Here is a 23,037-nt window from a genome sequence, read left to right as displayed (position 1 = left end):
CTGCGGTGGCCGAATCCGGCCGTCAGGCCCTCGTGCAGCAGGCGGTGCCACGCCGGGTAGGGGGCCGGCCGTCGAGGCGGGTCATGGCGTCAGCGCGCTCGTCCGTGCCACCGCGTTGTGGCCCGAGCAGATCCAGTCGACGGAGCCCGTGCGGATGCGCTCGGCGAGCAGCTGGACGGTGCGTGCGGCCACAGGCTTGTCATTGATGACGATCGCGTAGAAGTCGCTGACGGTGCCGTCCGCCGACACCTTCGCGGCGTCGCCGGTGAAGAGCACCCCACGCCACTGGTACGCGTAGTGGCCGGGCGTGTGCCCCGGCGTCGGGAAGTACTCGAGTCCGGAGAAGATCTCGCCCGACCCGTCCAGCTCTTGGGCACCCTCGGGGAAGGGGACGCGCGCCACCTTCTTCAGGACCTTCCGGAAGACCGTCCTCGGCTCGACCCTGCCGCGAAGGATGTCGGCATCGGCGGCGCCGATCCATACCGTGGCCCCGAGCGTCTCCTGCAACCGCTGCGCGACCTGCGCGTGGTCGGCGTCGTAGTGGGTGAGGACGATGTCCGTGATCGGCCCGGTCGTCGACTCTCCGGCGCGCAGTTCGGCGACGATGCCGTCGAACCCGGAGGACATCCCCGGGTCGATGACCGCCGCGCGACCGGCTCCCGCCACGACGAACCCGTGCGAACCCTTCTGGTGTTCGAGCTGGTAGCAATCCTGGGCGATGAGGCGCATGGGTATCCTTCGGCTGGTCCTGGGGCTGCACGAACACTATCAACGCAGTCCCGTGCCCGGCACTCCCGTGCTCAGGCGAGGAGGCGCAGCACCTTGTCCACGGTGTTGATGTTCCGCGTCGTGGACGTCGACGCATACCGGGCGCGGGTGAGGAGCTTCGCCACGGGCACCTCCGTCGACTGACCCTTGGGGGAGAACCAGCTGATCGCCGTGCCGCCCGGGAGCACCGTGGGCTGAGCGGCCAGCGCCGCGGCGTCACCGAGGAACCCGTCCCGTTCGGCGCGACCGGTGAAGAAGGTCACGTAGGTGTGGACTCCTCCCGGCGGTCCCGGCGGTCCCGGCGGTCCCGGCGGCTCGGGGACCGCGGCGGCGATGTCCACCAGGCCGGCGCGCTCGACGACGACCACCCAGGCCTCGTAGCCGAAACGGCGACGCAGCGCCTCCTCGACGCGCTCCTTGAGATCGGCGGGCGCCAGGGAGGAGGAACAGGTCACATTGCCGCTGGCCAGCACCGTGGCCACCTCCGTGACGGGAAGACCGGTGAGTTCGTCGCGGACGTCGGCCATTCTCAGGGTGACCCCTCCGACGTTCACCCCGCGGAGGAAGACGGCGTACCGGAACCCCGCAGCGGGTTCTGCCATGTCAGTCCGCCGCCTTCGCGACCGCGAGGGTCAGCTGGCGCGCGGCGTCGGAGACGACTTCCGCGTGGATCCGTCCGGGCTGCCGCGTGAGGCGTTCCATGGGCCCGGAGATCGAGACCGCGGCGATGACGCGCCCGGACGGGCCGCGGACCGGTGCCGACACCGATGCCACGCCCGCCTCACGCTCCCCGAGGCTCTGCGCCCAGCCCCGCCGGCGGACGCCGGCGAGGACCGTCGGGGTGAAGCGTGCGTTCTGCAGTCCCTTGAGCAGCCGGTCGTGGTCCTCCCACGCCAGGAGGCACTGCGCCGCCGAGCCGGCCTTCATGGACAGCTGGGTGCCCACCGGGATGGTGTCGCGCAGGCCCACGGGGCGCTCCGCGGACGCGACGCAGACGCGCCAGTCGCCCTGCCGCCGGAAGAGCTGGGCGCTCTCGCCGGTGGCGTCGCGCAGGCTCAGGAGGACGGGCCCTGCTGCCGCGATGAGCCGGTCCTCGCCCGCAGCGGAGGCCAGTTCCACGAGCCGGCTGCCGAGCACGAAGCGACCCTGGATGTCACGGCCCACGAGGCGGTGATGGGCGAGGGCGAGGGCGAGCCGGTGCACGGTCGGTCGGGCGAGGCCCGTCGAAGCGACCAGTTGCGCGAGGGTGGTGGGTCCGGCCTCGAGGGCGTCGAGCACGAGGGCGGCCTTGTCGATGACTCCGACGCCGCTAGAATTGTCCATAGGATGATATTGCCGTCTCATAATCTGAGACGCAAGCCGTCGGACTGGCACTCGCCGACGCGTGGCTGGTTGAGTTGATGCACCAAGGGTCGGGACGGCGGACACCCCGCCGCCGTGGTCCACCGGAACAGAGAAGGACGATCGTATGGGCAAGACACTGGCAGAGAAGGTCTGGGACGCGCACGTCGTCCGCAAGGGCGAGGTCGTCGGCGCGGAAGCGCAGCCCGATCTCCTCTACATCGACCTGCACCTGATCCACGAGGTGACCTCGCCGCAGGCGTTCGAGGGCCTCCGCCTGGCGAACCGGCCCCTGCGCCGTCCGGACCTGACGATCGCCACCGAGGACCACAACACGCCGACCCTCGACATCGACAAGCCCATCGCCGATCTCACCAGCCGTACGCAGATCGAGACGCTGCGCGCGAACTGCCGCGAGTTCGGTGTCCGGCTGCATTCGCTCGGCGACGCAGAACAGGGCATCGTGCACGTCGTGGGCCCCCAGCTCGGTCTGACGCAGCCCGGACTGACCGTGGTCTGCGGCGACTCCCACACCTCCACGCACGGTGCGTTCGGAGCACTCGCCATGGGCATCGGCACCTCCGAGGTGGAGCACGTGATGGCCACCCAGACGCTCTCACTCAAGCCCTTCAGGACCATGGGCATCACGGTCGAGGGCACCCTCAAGCCCGGCGTCACGTCCAAGGACATCATCCTGGCGATCATCGCGAAGATCGGCACCGGCGGCGGGCAGGGCTACGTGCTCGAATACCGCGGCTCGGCGATCCGGTCCCTGTCGATGGAAGCCCGCATGACCATCTGCAACATGTCGATCGAGGCGGGGGCGCGGGCCGGCATGGTCGCGCCGGACGAGACCACCTTCGACTACTTGCAGGGCCGGCCGCATGCGCCGCAGGGTGCCGACTGGGACGCCGCCGTCGCCGACTGGCGGAACCTGCGCACCGACGACGACGCCGTCTTCGACGCCGAGGTCTTCCTCGACGCGGACGACCTCGAGCCCTTTGTGACCTGGGGGACCAACCCCGGCCAGGGCGTCTCCCTCTCGCAGGCCGTGCCCTCACCCGACGACTTCGCCGACGAGAACGACAAGGCCGCGTGCAGCCGGGCGCTGGACTACATGGCCCTGGAACCGGGCACCCCGATGAAGGACATCCGGGTGGACACCATCTTCCTCGGCTCGTGCACCAACAGCCGCATCGAGGACCTCCGGATCGCGGCGGACATCATCCGCGGCCGGGAGAAGGATCCCGCCGTGCGCATGATGGTGGTCCCGGGCTCCGCGCGCGTGCGCCTGCAGGCCGAGGCCGAGGGACTGGATCGTGTGTTCAAGGACTTCGGCGCCGAGTGGCGCTTCGCCGGCTGCTCGATGTGCCTCGGCATGAACCCCGACCAGCTGGCACCGGGGGAGCGCTGTGCGTCGACGTCGAACCGGAACTTCGAGGGACGCCAGGGCAAGGGCGGTCGCACCCACCTCGTCTCGCCCGTGGTCGCCGCCGCGACCGCGGTCCGCGGCACCCTCAGCTCGCCGTCGGACCTGGTGCCGCGTCCCGGTACCGGTGCGCATGCCGCCGAGTCCACCGTTCCAGCAGCCTAGGAGAGCGCCATGGAGAAGATCACCACGCACACCGGCATCGGCGTCCCGCTGCGCCAGAGCAACATCGACACCGACCAGATCATCCCCGCCGTGTACCTCAAGCGCATCACGCGGACGGGGTTCGAGGACGCCCTCTTCGCCGGCTGGCGCAAGGACGAGGACTTCATCCTCAACCGGGAGCCGTACTCGCGCGGTTCCGTCCTCGTGGCCGGGCCGGATTTCGGGACCGGTTCGTCCCGTGAGCACGCCGTCTGGGCACTGAAGGACTACGGCTTCAAGGCCGTCCTGTCCTCGCGCTTCGCGGACATCTTCCGCGGTAACTCGGGCAAGCAGGGCCTCGTCGCCGCGCAGGTCGCGCAGGACGACATCGAGCTCATCTGGAAGATCCTCGAGAACGAGCCGGGGGCCACGGTCACGGTGGACCTCGAGTCGCGGATGGTGCACTGCGGGTCCGTGAGCGCACCCTTCCAGCTCGACGACTACACGCGCTGGCGGCTGCTCGAGGGTCTGGACGACATCGGGCTCACCCTGCGGCAGGAGGAGCACATCACCGCCTTCGAGGCCAGCCGCCCCCGCTGGAAGCCGACGACGCTCCCGGCTCGCACGTAGGCGCTGCGCGCCGGGAGCAGCCGGACCCGGCGGGAGCCGCTGTCGTGCAGATCACGCCGCCGGGACCCGTCCGCGAGGAATGGCGACGCACCCGCGCTGGTTCCTCTCTGGAAACAGGGAGTGCACGAAGTACCCTTGTATTTCTGTCTGCTCCGTGGTTCTCCTATGCTTGGAACGAGCATTTTCGAGTCCGCAGGGGTTCAACGTAGAAGGAAAATAGGTATTCATGGGTAGCGTTCTGACCATCCGCGGCGGCATCCCGCTGACCGGCAAGGTATCCGTCCGCGGTGCGAAGAACCTGGTCCCGAAGGCCATGGTCGCCTCCCTGCTCGGCAACACGCCGTCGGTGCTGCGCAACGTCCCGGAGATCAAGGACGTCGACGTCGTCACCAGCCTGCTGCAGCTGCACGGCGTGACAGTGACCAAGGATCCTGTGACGGGCGACCTCACCATGGACCCCAGCGACGCCAAGATGGCACGCTCCAAGGACATCGACGCCCACGCCGGCGACTCCCGCATCCCCATCCTCTTCTGCGGGCCCCTGATGCACAGCATCGGCGAGGCCTTCATCCCGGACCTGGGCGGCTGCAAGATCGGCGACCGCCCGATCGACTACCACCTCGAAGTCCTCCGGAACTTCGGCGCCGTCGTGGACAAGCGTCCCGGAGGCATCTCCATCTCCGCCCCCAAGGGTCTGCACGGCGCGAAGCTCACGCTGCCGTACCCGAGCGTCGGTGCCACCGAGCAGGTGCTCCTGACCGCCATCCGCGCCGAGGGCATCACCGAGCTGTCGGGTGCCGCCGTCGAGCCGGAGATCATGGACCTCATCGCCGTCCTGCAGAAGATGGGCGCGATCATCACGGTGCAGACGGACCGCGTCATCCGCATCGAGGGCGTGAAGGAGCTGACCGGCTACAACCACAAGGCCATCTCCGACCGCAACGAAACGGCGTCGTGGGCCTCTGCCGCTCTGGTCACCCGGGGAGACATCTACGTGGAGGGCGCGCGCCAGCTCGACCTCACGGCCTTCCTCAACACCTACCGGAAGATCGGCGGCGCCTTCGACGTCGACGACGACGGCATCCGCTTCTACCACCCGGGCGGCGCGCTGAAGCCGCTGGTGCTCGAGACGGACGTGCACCCCGGCTTCATGACGGACTGGCAGCAGCCCCTCGTCGTGGCCCTGACCCAGGCCACCGGCGTGTCCATCGTGCACGAGACGGTCTACGAGAACCGCTTCGGCTTCACGGAGGCGCTGATCCGCATGGGCGCCAACATCCAGGTGCACCGTGAGTGCCTCGGCAGCGTGCCGTGCCGCTTCGGCCAGCGCAACTTCCTCCACTCCGCGGTGATCTCCGGGCCCACCCAGCTCCACGGCGCCGACATCGACGTGCCCGACCTGCGCGGAGGCTTCAGCCACCTGATCGCGGCCCTCGCGGCCGAGGGGGTCTCCCGGGTCACCGGCATCGAGCTCATCAACCGCGGCTACGAGCGCTTCCAGGACAAGCTCGAGGGCCTGGGCGCCGACTTCGACATCACGGAGGACGCCCCGGCTGCCGCCGTGGCTCTCTCCTAGGCGACCCGGCACATGGGGGAGTCACGGGGCTCGCGCGCCATGTTCACGTTCCTCGCCTCCTGGGTGAGGCCGGTCATGAACGCACTGATGGACAAGGAATGGCAGGGGCAGGAAAAGCTGCCCCGCGGGACGGGCATGATCGTCTGCCCGAACCACGTCACCGAGATCGACCCGGTGGTCGTGGGTCACTTCCTGTACAACCAGGGGATCATGCCGCACTTCCTCGCGAAGGCGTCACTGTTCGACGTGCCCGTGGTGGGGTTCCTCCTGCGGTCCATCAAGCAGGTACCCGTGGAGCGCAGCTCCGCCGGCGCCAACCGCTCCCTCGAAGCGGCGCGGGACGCGCTGGCCGACGGCGGCGGGATCATCATCTACCCGGAGGGTACCCTCACCCGGGATCCCGGCATGTGGCCCATGAAGGGCCGCACCGGAGCGGCCCGCCTCGCCCTGCAGACGGGGGCGCCGGTGGTGCCCATGGCACACTGGGGCGCGCACGAGGTCTTCCCCCGCTATGCCAAGCGCTTCTACCTCTTCCCGCGCAAGCGGTCCCGCGTGCTGGTCGGCGAACCCGTGGACCTCTCCGAGTTCCGGGACGCCCCGCTGACGAAGACGACGCTCGACGCGGCGACGGACCGCATCATCGATGCGATCACGGAGCTGCTCGCGGAGCTGCGCGGAGAGGAACCGCCGACGGAGCGCTGGGATCCCGCGCGAAAGCAGCAGAAGCGGACCGGGCGCGATTTCGAGGCACAGGACGGCGACGGGCAGCCCGGCGCGCCGATGGACGAAGGGACACCGTGACGATCCGAACCGACGTCCGCGCGACGCCGCCTGCGAAGATCGCGGTGCTCGGGTCCGGCAGCTGGGGGACCACGTTCGCCAAGGTACTGGCCGACGCGTCCGCGTCGACCGCCGTCATGCTCTGGGCCCGCCGTTCGGAGGTGGCCGACGAGATCACCGACGACCACCGGAACTCCCGGTACCTCGGGGACACCCTGCTGCCCGGGAACGTCACGGCCTCGGCCGACGCGGAGGCCGTCCTGGCCGGGAGCGACCTCGTGGTCCTCGCCGTACCCGCGCAGACCCTGCGAGCCCAGCTCCCGGCGTGGCGCCCGCTCATCCCGGCCCACGCCGTCGTCGTGTCCCTGATGAAGGGCCTGGAGGTGGGCACCGATGCCCGCATGAGCGAGGTGATCGCCGAGGAGCTCGCGCTGCCGGCGGAGCGGATCGCCGTCGTGTCCGGACCCAACCTCGCCATGGAGATAGCCCGTGAGGAGCCGACGGCTTCCGTCGTCGCGTGTCCCGACCACGACACGGCGACGTGGATCGCGGCCGCGAGCACGGCCTCCTACTTCCGGCCCTACACGTCCACGGACGTGATCGGGGTGGAGATCGGCGGGATCGTGAAGAACGTCATCGCCCTGGCCGTGGGGATCTGCGAGGGGCGCCGCATGGGCGACAACACCAAGGCCTCCGTGATCACGCGCGGACTCGCCGAGACCACACGCCTGGCCGTGGCGCTGGGCGGCAAGCCCGAGACGATGGCAGGCCTCGCGGGCATGGGCGACCTCATCGCCACCTGTTCCTCGGCGCTCTCGCGCAACCACACCGCCGGGCACCTGCTGGGCCAGGGACTGACCCTCGAGCAGGTGACGGTGCGGATGAACCAGACGGCGGAGGGCATCAAGTCGGCCCAGGCCGTGCTCGACCTGGCCACCCAGCTCGGCGTCGACATGCCCATCACCGGCAGCGTGGTATCCGTCCTCCAGGGGCACCTGTCCGTCAACGACCTCGGGCCACGCCTGCTGGCCCGCAACCTCAAGCCGGAAGGCGATTCCGCACCGTGACCACCGTGACCACCGAGACCCCCGCCTCCTCCCGCAAGCCGCGCGTGCTCGTCCTGTTCGGCGGACGGTCGAGCGAGCACGCCGTGAGCTGCGTGACCGCCGCCGGTGTGCTGGAGGCCATCGACCGCACGCGCTACGACGTGGTGCCGGTGGGCATCGCCAAGTCGGGGCAGTGGTCCCTCGTCTCCGCCGACCCGTCCACGTGGTCGCTGCGCTCCGACGTCCTGCCCGAGGTTCCCACCACAGGGCACGCCGTGGTGATGGGAACGGCGGCCGACGGCAGCGCGGGCCAGGAACTGCTGGTCGCCGCCCCCGGGGCGGTGCCGCGCAGCATGGGCGGTGTCGACGTCGTGCTTCCCCTCCTGCATGGTCCGTTCGGCGAGGACGGTACGCTGCAGGGCATGCTGGAGATGGCCGACATGCGGTACGTCGGTGCCGGCGTGCTGGCGTCCGCGGTCGGGATGGACAAGCACTACATGAAGGTCGTCTTCTCGGCGGCCGGCCTCGAGGTCGGCCCGTACGAGGTGGTGACGGACCGCCAGTGGCGCACCGACGCCGAAGCCGCCCTCCAGCGCGCCGCCGCCCTCGGCTTCCCGGTGTTCGTCAAGCCGGCCCGGGCAGGGTCCTCCATGGGCATCAGCCGGGTCGAGGGGATCGGGGATCTCGGGGCCGCCATCGAGGCCGCGCGGGTCTTCGATCCCAAGGTCGTCATCGAGGCCGGCATCGAGGGACGGGAGATCGAGGTGGCCGTCCTGCAGGGCCGTGGCCTCGACGCACCGCGCACATCCCTTCCGGGCGAGATCGCGATGCAACCCGGCGACCACGCGTGGTACGACTTCGAAGCGAAGTACGTCGACGGAGCCGCCGCGGAGCTGTCCTGCCCCGCGGACCTCCCGCCCGAGGTGATCGACCGCGTGCGGCGGCTCGCCGGCGAGGCCTTCGACGCGATCGGCGGCGAGGGGCTGTCCCGCGTGGACTTCTTCTACACGCCCGACGGCCGCCTGGTCATCAACGAGATCAACACCATGCCCGGGTTCACGCCGATCAGCATGTACCCGCAGATGTGGGCGAAATCCGGACTCGGGTACACGGAACTCATCGACGAACTGATCGGCCTGGCGCTCGACCGCGGTACCGGACTGCGCTGACGGCGGGCCGTCCGGGTCCCTGATGGGGTGCCCGAGCGGCATCCGGACGGAGTGCCTAGGCCAGCGCCAGGACGCCGAGGAGCGAGACGCCCGTCAGGAACAGCGTCGACACCGCCCCCACAGCTGCGAAGCGCCCGCCCGTGCGGAGCAGGCGCCGGACGTCGATGCCGGCCCCGAGACCGAACATCCCCGCGGCCAGCAGGATCGTGGTCAGTGTGCGGCCGGTGTCGAGGACGGGTCCGGGCAGGACGCCGAGCGACCGCACGAGGACCATGGCGAGGAACCCGACGACGAACAGGGGCACGAGGGGTGTGGCCGGACGCAGGGAGCGCTTCCCATCGTCGGTCCCCTCGGTCCCGGCCGCCGCGGCCGCGGTCACCCGCCGTCGTTCGCCGATGCTCGCCACCGCCGCGACCGGTGCCAGCAACAGGACCCGGCCGAGCTTGACCACCGTCGCCGCTGCGAGCGCGGTGGCCCCGGCGGTGCTGGCTACGGCCACCACCTGCGCCACCTCGTGGACGGCGAGCCCCGACCAGATCCCGAACTCCGTCGCATCGAGGCCGAGGACCGCGTTGAGCAGCGGCAGGACGAGGATCATGAGGGACCCGTAGAGCGTGACCATCGCGACGGCGGAGGCCACCTCGTCGTCGTCGGCGTCCACGATGCCCTGCATCCCCGCCACGGCGGACGCGCCGCAGATCGAGAAGCCTGCTGCCATGAGCAGTGCGCCGGCGCGGCTGAGGCCGAGCCGTTGGCCCACCCACTGTGTGGTGTAGAAGCTGCCGGCGACGCACGCGACGATCAGCAGGATGACCTGGGGGCCCAGGGCCAGGATGTCCGGAAGGGCCAGCTGGAGCCCCAGCAGCACGACGCCGGCGCGGAGCAGGCGCTTGGTCCCCCCGCCGATGCCCGTGCGGAGCGTCGCCCCGTAGAACCCTGAGTTGCCCAGCAGGATCCCGAGCACCAGGGCGATGACCAGGGCACCGAGCACGGTCTGGACGCTCGACAGCACCAGGGACGCGGCCACACCGGCGGCCATGACGAGAAGACCCGGGACCCACGCCCGAAGCTGTGGGTCCCGGGTCTCCGGGGTGGTGCTGCGGCTGCTCATCCGGGGGTCGATCCTTCCGGCCGCCCGGAGGCGGCGTGGTGCTGTCCGGATCGATTGTGCCAGAGGAAGGACTCCCTCCCCGGCCGGCGGCGGCCTCTTGCGACGGCCGTCAGATGATGGTGTCCGTCAGCGCATTGGGTGTGCCGAACCGGTGGGCCGTGATGCTGATCGCCTGTTCCTGCACGAACGGCAGCAGCTCCACGCGGCCCGACTCGGTGACGGGCTGCGCATAGATCGCCAGATCGGGTCGGCCACCGGTCGCGGCGGCCAGCGGTGCCGGGTCCTGGCCGATCAGCCGGACGCGCCGTACGGGGAGCGAGGCCGCCCGGGCCAGCCAGGCGCCGTCGTCCTCGGTCGTGACGCTCTCGGCCTGGGCCTCGACCACGGTGCGGAGCGCGTCGGGAAGCTCGGCGGCGCTCGATACCGCGATCGGTGCATCGGCGGCGCGGGCGGCGAGGAGGACCCGCACGAGGTCGGCGATGGGTGCACCCTCGGCCAGGCGGATGGTCACGGGGTGGGCGAGGTAGCGGAAGAGGTTCCGTTCCACCGCCAGCGCCGAGATGTCCTTCACCTGCCCGAACTCGCTGTTCCAGCTCGCGGCATCCGACGCCGCGGAGCGTTCGAGGCGGGCGAGGTCCGTCCCGCTCAGGCCGGCGGCGCGGGCCGCGGTGAGCAGGGGAGCGGCTCCGGGGAGGGGAGCGTCAGTGGCGGTCGACTGCCGCGGGGACCAGGAACCGAGGCCCACGAGGTAGTTCGGGCCGCCCGCCTTCGTGCCCGCTCCCACCGCCGACTTCTTCCAGCCGCCGAAGGGCTGGCGCTGGACGATCGCGCCGGTGATGCCCCGGTTGATGTAGAGGTTGCCCGCCTGGACGCCCTCGATCCAGGTGTCGATCTCCCGGCTGTCGAGCGAGTGGATGCCTGACGTCAGCCCGTAGTCGATGTCGTTCTGCAGGGTGATGGCCTCCTCGAGCGTCGCGGCGGTCATGATGCCGAGGATCGGGCCGAAGTACTCCGTCAGGTGGTACGTCGATCCGCGCTTCACGCCGTCCCGCACGCCGGGGCTCCAGAGGCGGCCGGACTCGTCGAGCTGCTGCGGCTGCACCAGCCAGGACTCGCCCTCACCGAGCGTCGTCAGGCCGTCGAGGAGCTTTCCGGCGGCCGGTTCGATGACCGGACCCATCTGCGTGGCGGGATCCGACGGGTAGCCGACGGTCAGCGACGTGACGGCGTCGAGGAGCTGGTTGCGGAAGCGCTGCGACGTGCTGACGCTGCCCACGAGGATCACGAGGGACGCGGCGGAGCACTTCTGGCCGGCGTGACCGAACGCGGACTGTGCCACGTCCTTCGCGGCGAGGTCGAGGTCGGCACTGGGCGTGACGATGATCGCGTTCTTGCCCGACGTCTCGGCGAGCAGCGGGAGGTCCGTCCTGAAGGAGCGGAACAGCTCCGCCGTCTCGTAGCCACCGGTCAGGATGACGCGGTCCACCCGCGGGTCGGAGATGAGCCGGCGTCCGAGGTCGCGCTCGTCGACCTGGACCAGGCGCAGGACCTCGCGCGGCACGCCCGCGGCCCAGAGCGCCTCCACCATGACGGAGCCGGAGCGGCGCGCCTGTGATGCGGGCTTGATGATCACGGAGGACCCGGCGGCGAGTGCGGCGAGGGTGGAGCCGGCGGGGATGGCGACCGGGAAGTTCCACGGCGGTGTCACGACCGTGAGCCGGACAGGCGAGAACGAGGCGCCGTCGACGTCGTCGAGGTCCCGTGCGCGCTCGGCGTAGTAGTGCGCGAAGTCCACGGCCTCGGAGATCTCGGGGTCGGACTGGTCGAGGGTCTTGCCGGTCTCTGCGGCCATCACCTCCATGAGGTCCGCCCGGCGGGCCTCGAGGGCGTCACCGGCGCGGTGCAGGATCTCCGCGCGCTCCGCCCCCGTCAGGGAACCCCAGGACCCGGCCGCCTCCACGGCACCGGCGACGGTGTCCTCGAGGTCGGCGACCTGTGTGAGCGTGGTGGCGGCGACGGTGTCCTTGCCGAGGTCGGAGCCGGCGACGCGCTCGAGGATCGCCCGTCCCCAGTTCCGGTTGGCCGGAAGGGAGGGATCCGTGTCGGGTGTGTTCTCGAAGCCGGTGCCCGGATGGGGCGCTGCCGGGACGGTGCGGTCCTGGCGGCGGTTCGGGGCGGGGACGGAATCGTCGAGCTGTCCGAGTGATGCGAGGAAGCGGTTCTTCTCGCGCTCGAAGAGGGCCTCGTTGTCGGAGAGTTCGAAGACGGCGGACATGAAGTTGTCCTGGCTCGCTCCCTCCTCGAGGCGGCGGATGAGGTACGCGATCGCGACGTCGAACTCGCTCGGGTGCACGACGGGCGTGTAGAGGAGCAGCGAGCCGACGTCGCGCTTGACGGCCTCCGCCTGTCCCTGCGCCATGCCGAGGAGCATCTCGAACTCGATGCCGGAGCGGACGCCGCGTTCGCCGGCGAGCAGCCAGGCGAAGGCGAGGTCGAAGAGGTTGTGGCCGGCGACGCCGATGCGGACGTTGTCGATGCGGCCGGGCTGCAGCGCGTAGTTGAGGACGCGCTTGTAGTGGGTGTCCGAGTCCTGCTTCGAGCCCCACGTGGCGAGCGGCCAGTCGTGGAGGGATGCCTCGACCTGTTCCATCGGGAGGTTGGCGCCCTTGACCACGCGGACCTTGATGCCGGCGCCGCCCCGGGCCCGCCGGGCGGCGGCCCACTCCTGGAGGCGGATCATCGCGGCGAGGGAATCGGGGAGGTAGGCCTGCAGCACGATCCCGGCTTCGAGGTCCAGGAACTCGGGGCGTCCCAGGATCTCCATGAACACCGCGATCGTGAGGTCGAGGTCCTTGTACTCCTCCATGTCGAGGTTGATGAACTTCGGCTTCTCGGACCGGGCGGCGAGGGCGTAGAGGGGAGCGAGCTTCTCGGCGACGTGCTGCACGGCTTCCTCGAAGGCCCACGCCGGGTGCGGCGCGACGGTGGAGGACACCTTGATGGAGACGTAGTCGACGTCCGGCCGTTCGAGGAGCCGGACGGTGCCGTCGAGGCGGCGCTCGGCCTCGTGGTCGCCGAGCACCGCTTCGCCGAGCAGGTTGACGTTCAGGCGGATGCCCTCGCGCTTGATCCTGCCGATCGACCTGCCCAGCTTCGCGTCGGAGGCATCGATGATGAGGTGTCCCACCATCTCGCGCAGCACGCGGCGGGCGATGGGAATGACCACCTGCGGCAGCACCGGGGCGACGGCGGCGCCGACCTTCACGGCCGAGCGCATGTACCAGGGGAGGAAGCCGGGCACCTTCGGGGCGATGGCGCCGAGGTTGCGGGCCGCGACCGAGAGGTCCTCGGGTCGGATGACGCCGTCGACGAAGCCGACGGTGAAGGCGAGCCCGTCGGGGTCCTTGAGGACGCCGGCGAGCTGCTTGGCCGAGGAGTCGACGGGCACCTTGGACGCCTCGGTCAGCCAGTGCCGGACGAGGGCGATCGATGCGTCCGGCAGCGTCGCCGGGATCTCGGTGGTTCCGTCGGCGCCGCCGGAGAACCGGGGGGTCTCGTCGTCGCGCTCGGGGTGGGAGGCGGTGGACGGGACCAGGGGCGCCGGGGTGCCGGCGATGCCCTCGAGGGGCGGTATCTGGGTTGTCATGGCAACGGCTTTCGGTTGGACGGCTTGCGCCGGGCACAGGATGAAGCAGCTACTTCACGTCCAGTATCCGCGGACCCGTAGGATTAGGAAAAGCGATGATTACCGAACGGTATTCGTTGGAAGAATCGAATCGACGGAGTGCCCAATGCTCGATCTGCGCCGACTGCGCCTGCTGCGCGAACTGGCGATCCGCGGCACCCTCGCGGACGTCGCCGCGGCCCTGAGCTACAGCCCGTCCTCGGTCTCGCAGCAGCTCGCCCTCCTGGAGAAGGAAGTGGGGGTGGAGCTGCTGCGGAAGTCCGGCCGCAGGGTGGTCCTGACCCCGCAGGCGGAGGTCCTCGTGGGACACACCGCGGAACTCCTCGAGACCCTGGAGCGGGCCGAGTCGGATCTCGCCGCCTCCCTGACCACGGTGTCCGGTTCGGTCCGCGTGGCGGTCTTCCAGTCCGCGGCCCTGGCGCTCATGCCGGAGGCATTGACGGCCATGAAGCGGGACTATCCGGACGTGCGCGTGGAGATGGTGCAGCGCGAACCGGAGACCGCGCTGTACGAGACGTTCGCCCGCGACTTCGACCTCGTGATCGCCGAGCAGTATCCGGGCCATGCGGCGCCGCGGCACGCGGAGCTCGACCACATCCCCCTGACCGAGGATGCCATCCGGCTCGCCGTCCCGCCGCCCGGCCTGGACTACGCCGGGATCTCCTCCGTCGCGGAGGCGTCGGGTGCCGCCTGGGTCATGGAACCGCGCGGAGCGGCGTCCCGGCACTGGGCGGAACAGGCGTGCCGGCGGGCCGGCTTCGAGCCCGACGTCCGCTACGAGACGGCGGATCTCCAGGCGCAGATCCGGCTCATCGAATCGGGCAACGCCGTCGCCCTCATGCCGGACCTCGTGTGGACCGGACGGAGCGTGCCGGTGCAGCTCCTCGACCTCGACGACAGCCCCCGGCGCTCCATCTTCACCTCCGCGCGCACGGCCGGCGCCCGGAGGCCCGCGGTCCTGGCCGTCCGAGAGGTCCTCGGGCACGCCGCGGCCGGCGTGCGTCCTCCGCAGCAGGCGCAATAAACGGCACGCAGGACCCGTTAAGCCCTGAGACGCATGTTTTCGTGTCGCCCCGCCTCGCTTCTAAGGTTGTTCCATGTCCATCCAGTCCACGCAGCTCGGGTCCGCCTCCGTGCCTGCCACCATCGAGAGGGTCGTGGAGACCGTCCTCCCCACCCGGCACGGGACATTCCGCATGGTCGGCTACCGTGACAACGGCGGGACGGAGCACGTCGCGCTGGCGCAGGGGATCGACGACGACGCCCGGGGTACCGCCCACGCGGCACCCCTCGTCCGCGTCCACAGCGAGTGCCTCACGGGCGACGCGTTCGGTTCATGGCGCTGCGACTGCGGGGAACAGCTCGACGCCGCGCTCGCGGCCATCTCGGAGGAGGGCCGCGGCGTCGTGGTCTACGTGCGCGGACACGAGGGACGCGGGATCGGGCTGCTCGCCAAACTGAAGGCGTACGCGCTGCAGGACGAGGGCGTGGACACGGTGGATGCGAACACCGCCCTCGGACTGCCCGTGGATGCCCGCCGCTACGACCAGGCGGCCGAGATCCTCCAGGACCTCGGCATCAGCGCCGTGCGGCTGCTCTCGGGGAATCCCGCGAAGGAGGAAGCGCTGGAGGACCTGGGGATCAGTGTCCTCGAGCGCCGCGGACTGCCTGTGTCGGAGCGGTCGGAGAACGCGGCATACCTGGCGACCAAGCGTGCACGCATGCGCCACGACGCGGCGCCGGCCGACGACGCCTGGGCCTCGCTCCTCGACGGCACCGTCCCGGCGGCCCCCGCACCGGGCGAGGCGGAGGAGCTCACGCACCGCTACGGGTACCTCGCGGCCGCGACCGGGCAGATCGTCGTCGGACAGCTGCGCCAGAGTCTCGACGGCTTCATCGCCTCGCGGTCCGGCGACGCCGGCTTCCATGAGGATCGCGGCGACCACGGGCACCTCCAGCGGCTGCGGGCCCTGGCGGACGCCGTCGTCGTCGGCGCGTCCACGGTGCTCGCGGAGGACTGCTCACTCTCGGTCGACGACGTACCCGGCAGCAGCCCCGTGCGCGTCGTGCTCGATGCAGCGGCACGGGTGGACGCCGGCGCGCGCGTCCTGGCCGACGACGGCGTCCCGACCCTCTGGATCATCGCGCGCGACGCCGCGGTGCCGGAGGCCCTGCCGGCCTCGGTGGAAGTGGTGCGGCTGCCCGCGGAGGACTTCGCTCCGCGGCGTGTGCTGGAGATCCTCGCCACGCGGGGTCTGCAGAAAGTGCTCGTCGAGGGCGGGGGCAACACCGTCTCGCGGTTCCTCGACGCCGGCCTGCTCGACCGGCTGTACCTGACCACTGCTCCTGTGCTGGTGGGCGACGGCGTGCCCGGTATCCGCTTCTCGGGCTCGGATGCCCTGGCCGAAGCGCGGACTGCGCCGGTGCGGCGCTTCGTCTTCGGTCAGGACATCTGCACGGAGTTCAACTTCGCCGCGGTGCGGTAGGACGGCTCAGATCTGACCCTGAACCGACGGGTGTGGCCTATAAGGTCAGTTATCGATCGACCCTAAGCAATGGATCGGTGGATCGGTGCGCTGGTGCGCTGGTGCGCTGGTGCGCTGGTGCGCTTGTGCAATGCTGCATGATAGGCACTCATATCAGAATCCCCAAGGTAACCGCTCCGCGCCCTCCTACTATTTGTGGAGCCCCTTGCGAGCACTCGTGAACGAATCGCTTGCCGCACGACGTGGGCGCAAAGCCCGAGCAACTCGAAGGCAGCGAACGAGAGGTCCCGCGCTTCAGCGACCGCCAGCGGTCAGGGGTCAGGAGTCCCATTGATAACATGAAGGCAAGTAGCCCGGCTATAGAGCAGGTAGTACATGTCGCCGTACACGGAGAATCAGGTCTCGTTCGATGCACGCAAAGCGCTAATGGGATCGCCAGTAGCACACGGTGACATCAACAAGATCGCCGGTCGGAGTATCACGGGGTGGCTCTACTCACCCACACGGGAAGTCACCCCGGTACTCTTCGTTGACGGGAGGCCGGCGACCCTCGTCAAGTGGCCGCTGGCACGGGGTGATGTATCCAAGACCCTGGGGATCAACGACGCCACAGGATTCGAGTTCCGAATCAACGGAGCGGCATCGGGAGCAGCGATCCAGCTTTTCGCCCTGAGCAAGCAGCAGCTGTACCCGGTCAGCTCGCGTCGCATACACGAGCCCGTTTCGGATTCGAATCCGTTCCGTCAACTCGAGCGCATAGCCACCATCTCTCGCCATAGCGACGCGGTAGCGGTCACCTCGTGGGACGGCGCGCACAACCCGATCGGCAGGGCGAAGGTGCTCTACGACATTGCTGTCCATAGGCGCCCAGCTGCGATCATCACGTACTTGTTCCGTGAGTTCGGAGGGAAGCTATGGGAGCCTTTAGCAGAAAGTGACATCGCACTACTGACCATTCCATGGGAGGATCGCGCTCGCTATCATAAAATGCTGCGTCAGATGAACGTAAACTTTGACACAGTTTGGATCGCTAAACCGAGGCTTCCCAACTTCGAGTTGGCCGCGCAGGTAGCCTCGCCAGACGCCAAACTTATCCTCGATCTGGATGACAACGACGACCATTTCTCCGAGTCTCCTCCGTCTCGCACGAAGGTCTACGGGTTGGCCGGGCTCGGGCAGAGCAAGTACTACCGGAACCGAATCTCCGCAAGAACGGTTGCAAGCACGACTCTTCGTCAGACCTTTGGTGGCGAGGTGGTCCGTCACGCCCGGTCGCAAGCGCCGGACGACTCGGTTCACCCGGGGTCGTCCGATGGCGTAGGAACGCATATTGGTTTCATCGGGACGGTGCGTCCTCATAAGAATATTCTCACCGCGGCAAAAGCGATCGCCGTGACGAACTGGCGCCACAAGCAGAACATTCGCTTCCATGTGTACGGCGACGTTCAACCGGAGTCGCTTCGAAAAGAGTTGGTGGCTCATGGTGTCGAATTAGGTGGCATTGTTCCGGCCCACGAGCTGTATTCGAAGCTTGCGAAAATGGATGCAATCCTGACTGGCTTCCCCTCGCTTGAGGAACAGGATGAAGAAGTAACGAAGTATCAGATAACCTCCAAGATCGGAGACGGTCTGGCCGTGAAGCGCCCGGTGCTCGTTCCATTCGGCCCGAGCGTGGCAGATCTGGAGGGAACCCAGGGCGTCTTCCTCTTCGATGAGGGCAACTTTTCGCAGAAGGTTGTCGACGCCCTGCGTTTTCGGGACGATATCGCACTGCCGGCCCAATTCACCTTTGAAGGAGCGTACGAGGGATTCGAATCGGCAGAAACGGAGGCATCAACCAACCCACCGGCATCTGTGGTGTTCGCAAACTCCGTCCTTTGGCAGGAGCGAGACGTCAACAGCACGGTCCGCCCAACTCTGCTCCTCCTGTGGAAGCAGCACGATGCAGGAATTTATGGCCGGCGGGTCGATCAACTTGCCCGAGCATACAAGGAGCGGTACCCCGGACACGACGTCAAGATTCTGGAACTGTGGCACGAGAAGCAGGAAGAAGCATACACCCGGCGTTCCGCAAGTCATTTATCGGATGCCCGAAACGTCCTCTCGTGCGCTAGTCAGAAGCTTGATTCTTCGTATGTGGATCTAGACGGCGTCGATTATGACATGATTCGTTTTAGGTCCAGTGCGGACCTGGAGAATCTGATGTTCGAATATCTGACGAATAGGTCGATCCTGCCTACCAACTCGGTCGTGGTCCTGTTTCCGTTCATCCAGTTCTACGACAAAATCCAGGATCTCCTGTCGGCCTACTCGAAGATCGTCGATGTCGTGGACAACCAGTTGTCTTGGTCCAAGTCGAATCGCGAACGGAGCCGAGACATCGCGCTGCAGTACAACACCATGTTGTCTGATGTCAAAGCGGCAGTTTTCAACTCAAGCGTTAATAGACAGTACTTCCTGGATGCGCACATCGTCGTCGATGATGTCACGCACGTAATTCCGAACTGGTATCTTCCTCCGGCAGGAATAGAGCCACTCGGTGGGATCACGGACAGCGAAACCGAAAAATCCTTCAACGTCGTCTATAGCGGCAACATGAATGACCGGATCAACTGGAACATCCTGGGTTCGATAGCGGACCTCGGCGAGGCTCTAGTCCTTCATCTCGTCGGCGCAGCCGATCGCGCTCCCGATAGCTTCTTTGACTTGTTGAAAATGCCGAACGTGCTCTACCACGGGCCTCAGACTGAGCGCTTTTCGCTCGCGTTGCTTGCCAATTCACAACTGGCAGTGATGCCTCATCTACACGACGACGTGTCAACGTACATGAATCCGATGAAGCTGCATATGTATCGAGCTGTTGGTGTGCCGGTTGTAGCCACACACGTGGAGGGAATTGATCCTGACGTAGAAGCTGTAGCTATCTGTCCGTCGCAGATCGAATTCGTGGAGAACGTGCGGCTCGAGTTCGCTTCATGGAGCGCGGAGGACGAAAAATTCCGGCCCCGTGAGTTGCGACGCCATCCATCACCCCATCAGCAGCGGTACATCAGTCTCATCGAGTCGGTCGCTCCCTGGAACGAGCAGGATGAGCCGGCACAACGTAGTACTGAAGACGAAACGAATCGATCTTTGGTCGGTTGAGGGCCGGGTGAACCTGGAAATCTGGTTGGTCTCTCCCCGCCAATCATGCGATCCTCATGATGCTGAGCGGTTGCGGCGCCGGCGCGTACTCGGTCGGCTCCTGGTCCCTTTGCTCTGGCATCGAGGAGTCCGTCAGACACCACTCCTCATCGGATTCCGCTGAGCCCAGACTCGATCCCACGTCGTGCGTTCGTAACGTCCGTCGTTGCGCGTCGATCTGCGCAGGGTGCCCCAGGGCGGTGCGTCGTGCACCTCGAGGACGTGGAGCTCGCGATCGACGCTGAAGCTGTCAATACGTTGGCCCTGCCGAACGACGACGGAAATCCCCTTCTCGGTTGTCGAAGGGGCCCCGATCTCAATCTGGAATTCGAGGGACCCTCTTCCTGCGAAGTCCCAGCGGATATCCGAGGTCGTCAGTTGCCGTCTGATCCATCGGTTGCCAACTGGCGTAGCTGCCCATACTTGCTGAAAGCCTGATTCATCGTACTTATGGCAAACAGCGATCGGTTGCCGGCCAGGTAGGAATCCCAGCCGCACGTTGTTGGTGATGAGGCCGTGTCGAGGGGGGCCGGATCCACTACCACGCTCGCATCATCCGTGATCGGGCGGTCGAGCGCCGTGCTGTTCGACGCTCGCCATTATGTGAGGTCCTCGCTCGTGGCGTAATTACGGTGTGTGTCGACTCTGCCTCCGGCGAGTCGCGCCATACCGATAGCATGTGCCATGCCCGGTCTTGTCCGAGGATCGGCGCATCAGTGTCGAGGTACGGATTCCGACGACCACCGCCATCGATGAGCGGGTGGATCGACAGGGCCTTATGCCGCCCGGTCTCCTCATTCCAAACAAGGCAGACGAAGCTGCCATCACCACTAGTCCCGATGCGACACGTGAAAAGCAGGCCACCCACTTTGTCCCGCAGGAATCTCGGGTAAGTGACTCGCTTTTCCTGCGCCTCCTCGCAGAGAATCGGCAGTTGACGAGCTCCCTTGTGGGAATCGTGCATGTCCAAAACCCAGTACTTCAAAGGTGATGCGTGCATGTTGCCAGCGATGTGCAGGCGGCCGGGACAATCCATGCCGAGGTCGATGTCGTTGTGACTGTCCCACCTCACAAGGGATCCATTCGTACGAAATTCCAAGGATCACGCTTGCTGTCCCGTCTGGCTACTGTCAGGCGTCGTGCCGGATCGAAATACGCTACTACCTGTTCAGACCTACCTGAAGCAGAGTCGGCCTAATGGCGACATCTGCAAGCGCGGGACCGACGACGTCGATGGACTGGATTGCCCTTCCCTGCCAAGTTTGTCCTACGTAGAACGTGCTAGCGTGTCCGGCTCCGATGGAGGAGGTCATCCACACGCTTCTACACACTCGATTTCCTTACCCTGGGCCGCTCGTTCCAGCGAGGGTTCAAGTCGGCCCAGGGCTCCGAGCGAGTGCATCAGCGATCGTCGCAACGCTTAGATAATGACGTGGCGCCCCTCAGGAGTCGTCGCTCAGCCGCTTGCTCTTGCCCTGCAGTCGATCGATGTGTTCGGACGCCTCGGCCTTGTTGATGTCCGCAGGGATCTCCTCGCCCGCCTCGCGTGCGAGGGTGTCCAGGTAGCTGCGCTGTGCTGCGGTCATCGGCTCGTCGCCGGTGACCCAGTCGGAGGGATCCCGTTCGAATCCACCCTCGGGCTCGGACGTCGGACTTCCCAGTGTGTCTGCCATATCGGTTCCTCTTCGCTCGTTTCCAGCGTGAGCCATCAGTGTACTTAGTTTCCGGGGAGCTCCACGCCCCGCTGCCGCAGCCGGCGCTCCGAGTGCGCGGCGAGGCGCATCCTGCCTCCGGCGTACGGCACGCCACCGCGGGCCCTGCTGGCGACGGCGAGCCAGCTGCACACCGACCGCTCGAGGAGCCAGGCCGGCGCCCACAGGGCGGCGGTCGGGCTGAACACCTGCCGTCCGCCCCGCCGTCGTCGGCCCAGTTCCGCGAGCGCGACGACGCCGATGCCCGCCGCGGCCAGGTGCTGCGCCGCCGGCCGGGCCAGGACGAGCGCCGGCAGCAGGCTCAGTTCGACGGCGAGCCTCGCGGGCTGCGCGAAGCTGTCATAGGCCTGCCGGACGCGCTGTCCGAGGAAGTGCCGCGACGAGCACGGGAGCCGGGCCACGAAGAGATCGTCGGCGCGCGCCTCGACGCCGCCGGCGGCACGCACCGTGCGGATGAGCTCGAGGTTCTCGAACAGGGCGTCGGCGCAGTAGCCGCCCGTCGCGCGCAGGGTGCTGCGCCGTACCGCCAGCGTCCCCGAGTAGTCGGAGGCCAGTGCGCGGTTGAGCAGGGTCCGCCCGGTGTCCCACTGCGCATGCCACGGCAGGCGGGCGAAATAGTTCTGCGGCCGCACGACGTCCGCGGTCCAGAGGAGCTCGAGGATGCGCTGCAGATCGGTGCGCCGGTAGCGGACGTCGTCGTCCGCCAGGACGACGAGCTCGTGCCGTGCCTCGGCCAGCCCGGTCAGGACGCCCTGCACCTTCCCGTTGCCGCCCTGCCGGACCCGCTCCGGATCGGGCCGGAGGTGGCGGACGTCCGGCGGGAAGGCGCGGGCGTGCCGGTCGAAGCAGGGGTCCGCCGAGCCGTCGACCACCGTGACATCGATCCAGCGCACCAGGTCCCGCAGGTACAGGGCCAGCTCGGCCACCGGGCCCTCGTCCGTCCACTTCAACGGCAGGATGTATTCGGCTGCGTAGCGCATGGGAGGTCGGCATGCTCCTCGTGCAACGGGTTTCCGGACCGGCTGTCCGCTTCCCTTCAATTACTAAGGGTGCTTACGGTGGGGCCGCAAGGAACCCACTTGCCGGATTGCCCGTAGACACCAGGAGGAACAGTGACGCAGCCAGCGCTGCAGCAGGAACCACCCGGCACCACCGACGCCATGGAGCCGACTCCCGACCACGGTGAGCAGTCCTATCGCGGCACGGGCAGGCTTCTCGGCAAGAAGGCGGTGATCACCGGTGGCGACAGCGGGATCGGCCGCGCTGTCGCGATCGCCTATGCACGTGAGGGTGCGGATGTGCTCATCAGCTACCTGGACGAGGACGACGACGCGCGGGAGACGGCCCGCTGGGTGGAGGAGGCGGGACGGCAGGCCGTCCTGTTCCCCGGAGACCTCGCCGACCCGGCGACGTGCCGGGCCGTGATCCATAAGGCCGTGGAGGAGTTCGGCAGGGTGGACATCCTCGTCAGCAACGCCGCCTTTCAGATGACCCACGAGAGCATCGAGGAGATCCCCGACGAGGAGTGGGACCACACGATCGCCACCAACCTCAGCGCCTTCTTCCACCTCACGAAGGCCGTGCTGCCGCACATGGGGGCGGGGGGCTCGATCATCGGGTCCAGTTCGGTGAACTCCGACAACCCCGTGCCCACCCTGCTGCCCTACTCGGCGACGAAGGCCGGCATCGCCAATATGACGGCGTCCATGGCGCAGCTCCTCGCGGAACGCGGCATCCGCGCCAACTCGGTGGCTCCCGGCCCCATCTGGACACCACTCATCCCTGCCACGATGCCGGAGGACCAGGTCGAGAGCTTCGGCCAGCAGGTACCCCTCCAGCGGGCCGGGCAGCCCGCCGAACTGGCTCCGGTCTACGTGCTGCTCGCCTCCGACGAGGCCAGCTACGTGTCCGGCGCCCGCATCGCCGTGACCGGAGGCCAGCCGATCCTCTGATCGACCGATTCGCCTTCCACGGACG

18 protein-coding genes are annotated in these 23,037 nt (G+C 67.9%); 10 read left to right on the top strand and 8 right to left on the bottom strand.

What is annotated here, in order from left to right:
- Positions 1-81 precede the first annotated feature (81 nt).
- The 3 genes from AC0Z9V_RS03705 to AC0Z9V_RS03695 form a co-directional block, all read right to left on the bottom strand.
- Positions 82-729: an MBL fold metallo-hydrolase gene (locus AC0Z9V_RS03705; protein WP_485140737.1), complete on the bottom strand. Its 648-nt coding sequence runs from the start codon at positions 727-729 to the stop codon at positions 82-84.
- Positions 730-800: 71 nt separating this feature from the next.
- A complete protein-coding gene (locus AC0Z9V_RS03700; RefSeq protein WP_485140736.1) occupies positions 801-1,370 on the bottom strand; it encodes a DUF1697 domain-containing protein in 570 nt (189 codons plus the stop codon).
- Between the two features lies 1 nt (position 1,371).
- Positions 1,372-2,091, bottom strand: coding sequence for an IclR family transcriptional regulator (locus AC0Z9V_RS03695; protein ID WP_133080752.1), 720 nt, complete (start codon positions 2,089-2,091; stop codon positions 1,372-1,374).
- Between the two features lie 145 nt (positions 2,092-2,236).
- On the opposite strand from AC0Z9V_RS03695, the gene leuC reads away from it, so the two are divergent.
- The 6 genes from leuC to AC0Z9V_RS03665 all read left to right on the top strand — a co-directional run bounded on the left by leuC (position 2,237) and on the right by AC0Z9V_RS03665 (position 8,883).
- Positions 2,237-3,703: a 3-isopropylmalate dehydratase large subunit gene (leuC, locus tag AC0Z9V_RS03690; RefSeq protein ID WP_485140735.1), complete on the top strand. Its 1,467-nt coding sequence runs from the start codon at positions 2,237-2,239 to the stop codon at positions 3,701-3,703.
- A 9-nt stretch (positions 3,704-3,712) separates the two neighbouring features.
- On the top strand, positions 3,713-4,312 hold the full coding sequence (gene leuD, locus AC0Z9V_RS03685) for a 3-isopropylmalate dehydratase small subunit (RefSeq protein ID WP_133080750.1): 600 nt from the start codon (positions 3,713-3,715) through the stop codon (positions 4,310-4,312).
- A 226-nt stretch (positions 4,313-4,538) separates the two neighbouring features.
- A complete protein-coding gene (murA, locus tag AC0Z9V_RS03680) occupies positions 4,539-5,888 on the top strand; it encodes a UDP-N-acetylglucosamine 1-carboxyvinyltransferase (protein ID WP_133080749.1) in 1,350 nt (449 codons plus the stop codon).
- 12 nt (positions 5,889-5,900) lie between these two features.
- Positions 5,901-6,689, top strand: coding sequence for a lysophospholipid acyltransferase family protein (locus AC0Z9V_RS03675; RefSeq protein ID WP_485140734.1), 789 nt, complete (start codon positions 5,901-5,903; stop codon positions 6,687-6,689).
- Between the two features lie 2 nt (positions 6,690-6,691).
- A complete protein-coding gene (locus tag AC0Z9V_RS03670) occupies positions 6,692-7,735 on the top strand; it encodes an NAD(P)H-dependent glycerol-3-phosphate dehydrogenase (protein WP_485141274.1) in 1,044 nt (347 codons plus the stop codon).
- Complete coding sequence (locus AC0Z9V_RS03665) at positions 7,732-8,883, top strand: D-alanine--D-alanine ligase family protein (RefSeq protein ID WP_459268690.1); 1,152 nt, start codon at positions 7,732-7,734, stop codon at positions 8,881-8,883. The genes AC0Z9V_RS03670 and AC0Z9V_RS03665 overlap by 4 nt, the downstream gene beginning before the upstream one ends.
- Positions 8,884-8,938: 55 nt before the next feature.
- On the opposite strand, the gene AC0Z9V_RS03660 is transcribed toward AC0Z9V_RS03665, so the two are convergent.
- Both AC0Z9V_RS03660 and AC0Z9V_RS03655 read right to left on the bottom strand, forming a co-directional pair.
- Positions 8,939-9,994, bottom strand: coding sequence for a YeiH family protein (locus AC0Z9V_RS03660; RefSeq protein WP_485140733.1), 1,056 nt, complete (start codon positions 9,992-9,994; stop codon positions 8,939-8,941).
- A 109-nt stretch (positions 9,995-10,103) separates the two neighbouring features.
- On the bottom strand, positions 10,104-13,640 hold the full coding sequence (locus AC0Z9V_RS03655) for a bifunctional proline dehydrogenase/L-glutamate gamma-semialdehyde dehydrogenase (protein ID WP_485140732.1): 3,537 nt from the start codon (positions 13,638-13,640) through the stop codon (positions 10,104-10,106).
- Between the two features lie 145 nt (positions 13,641-13,785).
- On the opposite strand from AC0Z9V_RS03655, the gene AC0Z9V_RS03650 reads away from it, so the two are divergent.
- From AC0Z9V_RS03650 to AC0Z9V_RS03640, 3 genes are all read left to right on the top strand, one after another.
- Positions 13,786-14,703, top strand: a complete 918-nt coding sequence (locus AC0Z9V_RS03650) for a LysR substrate-binding domain-containing protein (RefSeq protein WP_208739333.1) — start codon at positions 13,786-13,788, stop codon at positions 14,701-14,703.
- 73 nt (positions 14,704-14,776) lie between these two features.
- The gene (ribA, locus tag AC0Z9V_RS03645) at positions 14,777-16,165 is read left to right on the top strand and encodes a GTP cyclohydrolase II (RefSeq protein ID WP_485140731.1); all 1,389 of its coding nucleotides are present in this window, start codon (positions 14,777-14,779) and stop codon (positions 16,163-16,165) included.
- 375 nt (positions 16,166-16,540) lie between these two features.
- On the top strand, positions 16,541-19,309 hold the full coding sequence (locus tag AC0Z9V_RS03640; protein WP_485140730.1) for a glycosyltransferase family protein: 2,769 nt from the start codon (positions 16,541-16,543) through the stop codon (positions 19,307-19,309).
- A 577-nt stretch (positions 19,310-19,886) separates the two neighbouring features.
- On the opposite strand, the gene AC0Z9V_RS03635 is transcribed toward AC0Z9V_RS03640, so the two are convergent.
- The 3 genes from AC0Z9V_RS03635 to AC0Z9V_RS03625 form a co-directional block, all read right to left on the bottom strand.
- Complete coding sequence (locus tag AC0Z9V_RS03635; protein ID WP_485140729.1) at positions 19,887-20,447, bottom strand: BNR-4 repeat-containing protein; 561 nt, start codon at positions 20,445-20,447, stop codon at positions 19,887-19,889.
- A gap of 343 nt (positions 20,448-20,790) precedes the next feature.
- Positions 20,791-21,021, bottom strand: a complete 231-nt coding sequence (locus tag AC0Z9V_RS03630) for a DUF3072 domain-containing protein (RefSeq protein ID WP_244185908.1) — start codon at positions 21,019-21,021, stop codon at positions 20,791-20,793.
- A gap of 44 nt (positions 21,022-21,065) precedes the next feature.
- On the bottom strand, positions 21,066-22,040 hold the full coding sequence (locus AC0Z9V_RS03625; RefSeq protein WP_485140728.1) for a glycosyltransferase family 2 protein: 975 nt from the start codon (positions 22,038-22,040) through the stop codon (positions 21,066-21,068).
- A 132-nt stretch (positions 22,041-22,172) separates the two neighbouring features.
- Between AC0Z9V_RS03625 and AC0Z9V_RS03620 the strand changes: the two genes are divergently transcribed.
- A complete protein-coding gene (locus AC0Z9V_RS03620) occupies positions 22,173-23,012 on the top strand; it encodes an SDR family oxidoreductase (RefSeq protein ID WP_485140727.1) in 840 nt (279 codons plus the stop codon).
- Positions 23,013-23,037: the final 25 nt, after the last annotated feature.

The sequence above is a fragment of the Arthrobacter sp. UYP4 genome (assembly GCF_057291175.1).
Note: the sequence above shows the minus strand (reverse complement) of the source record. Positions and strands in the feature narration are given on the sequence as shown.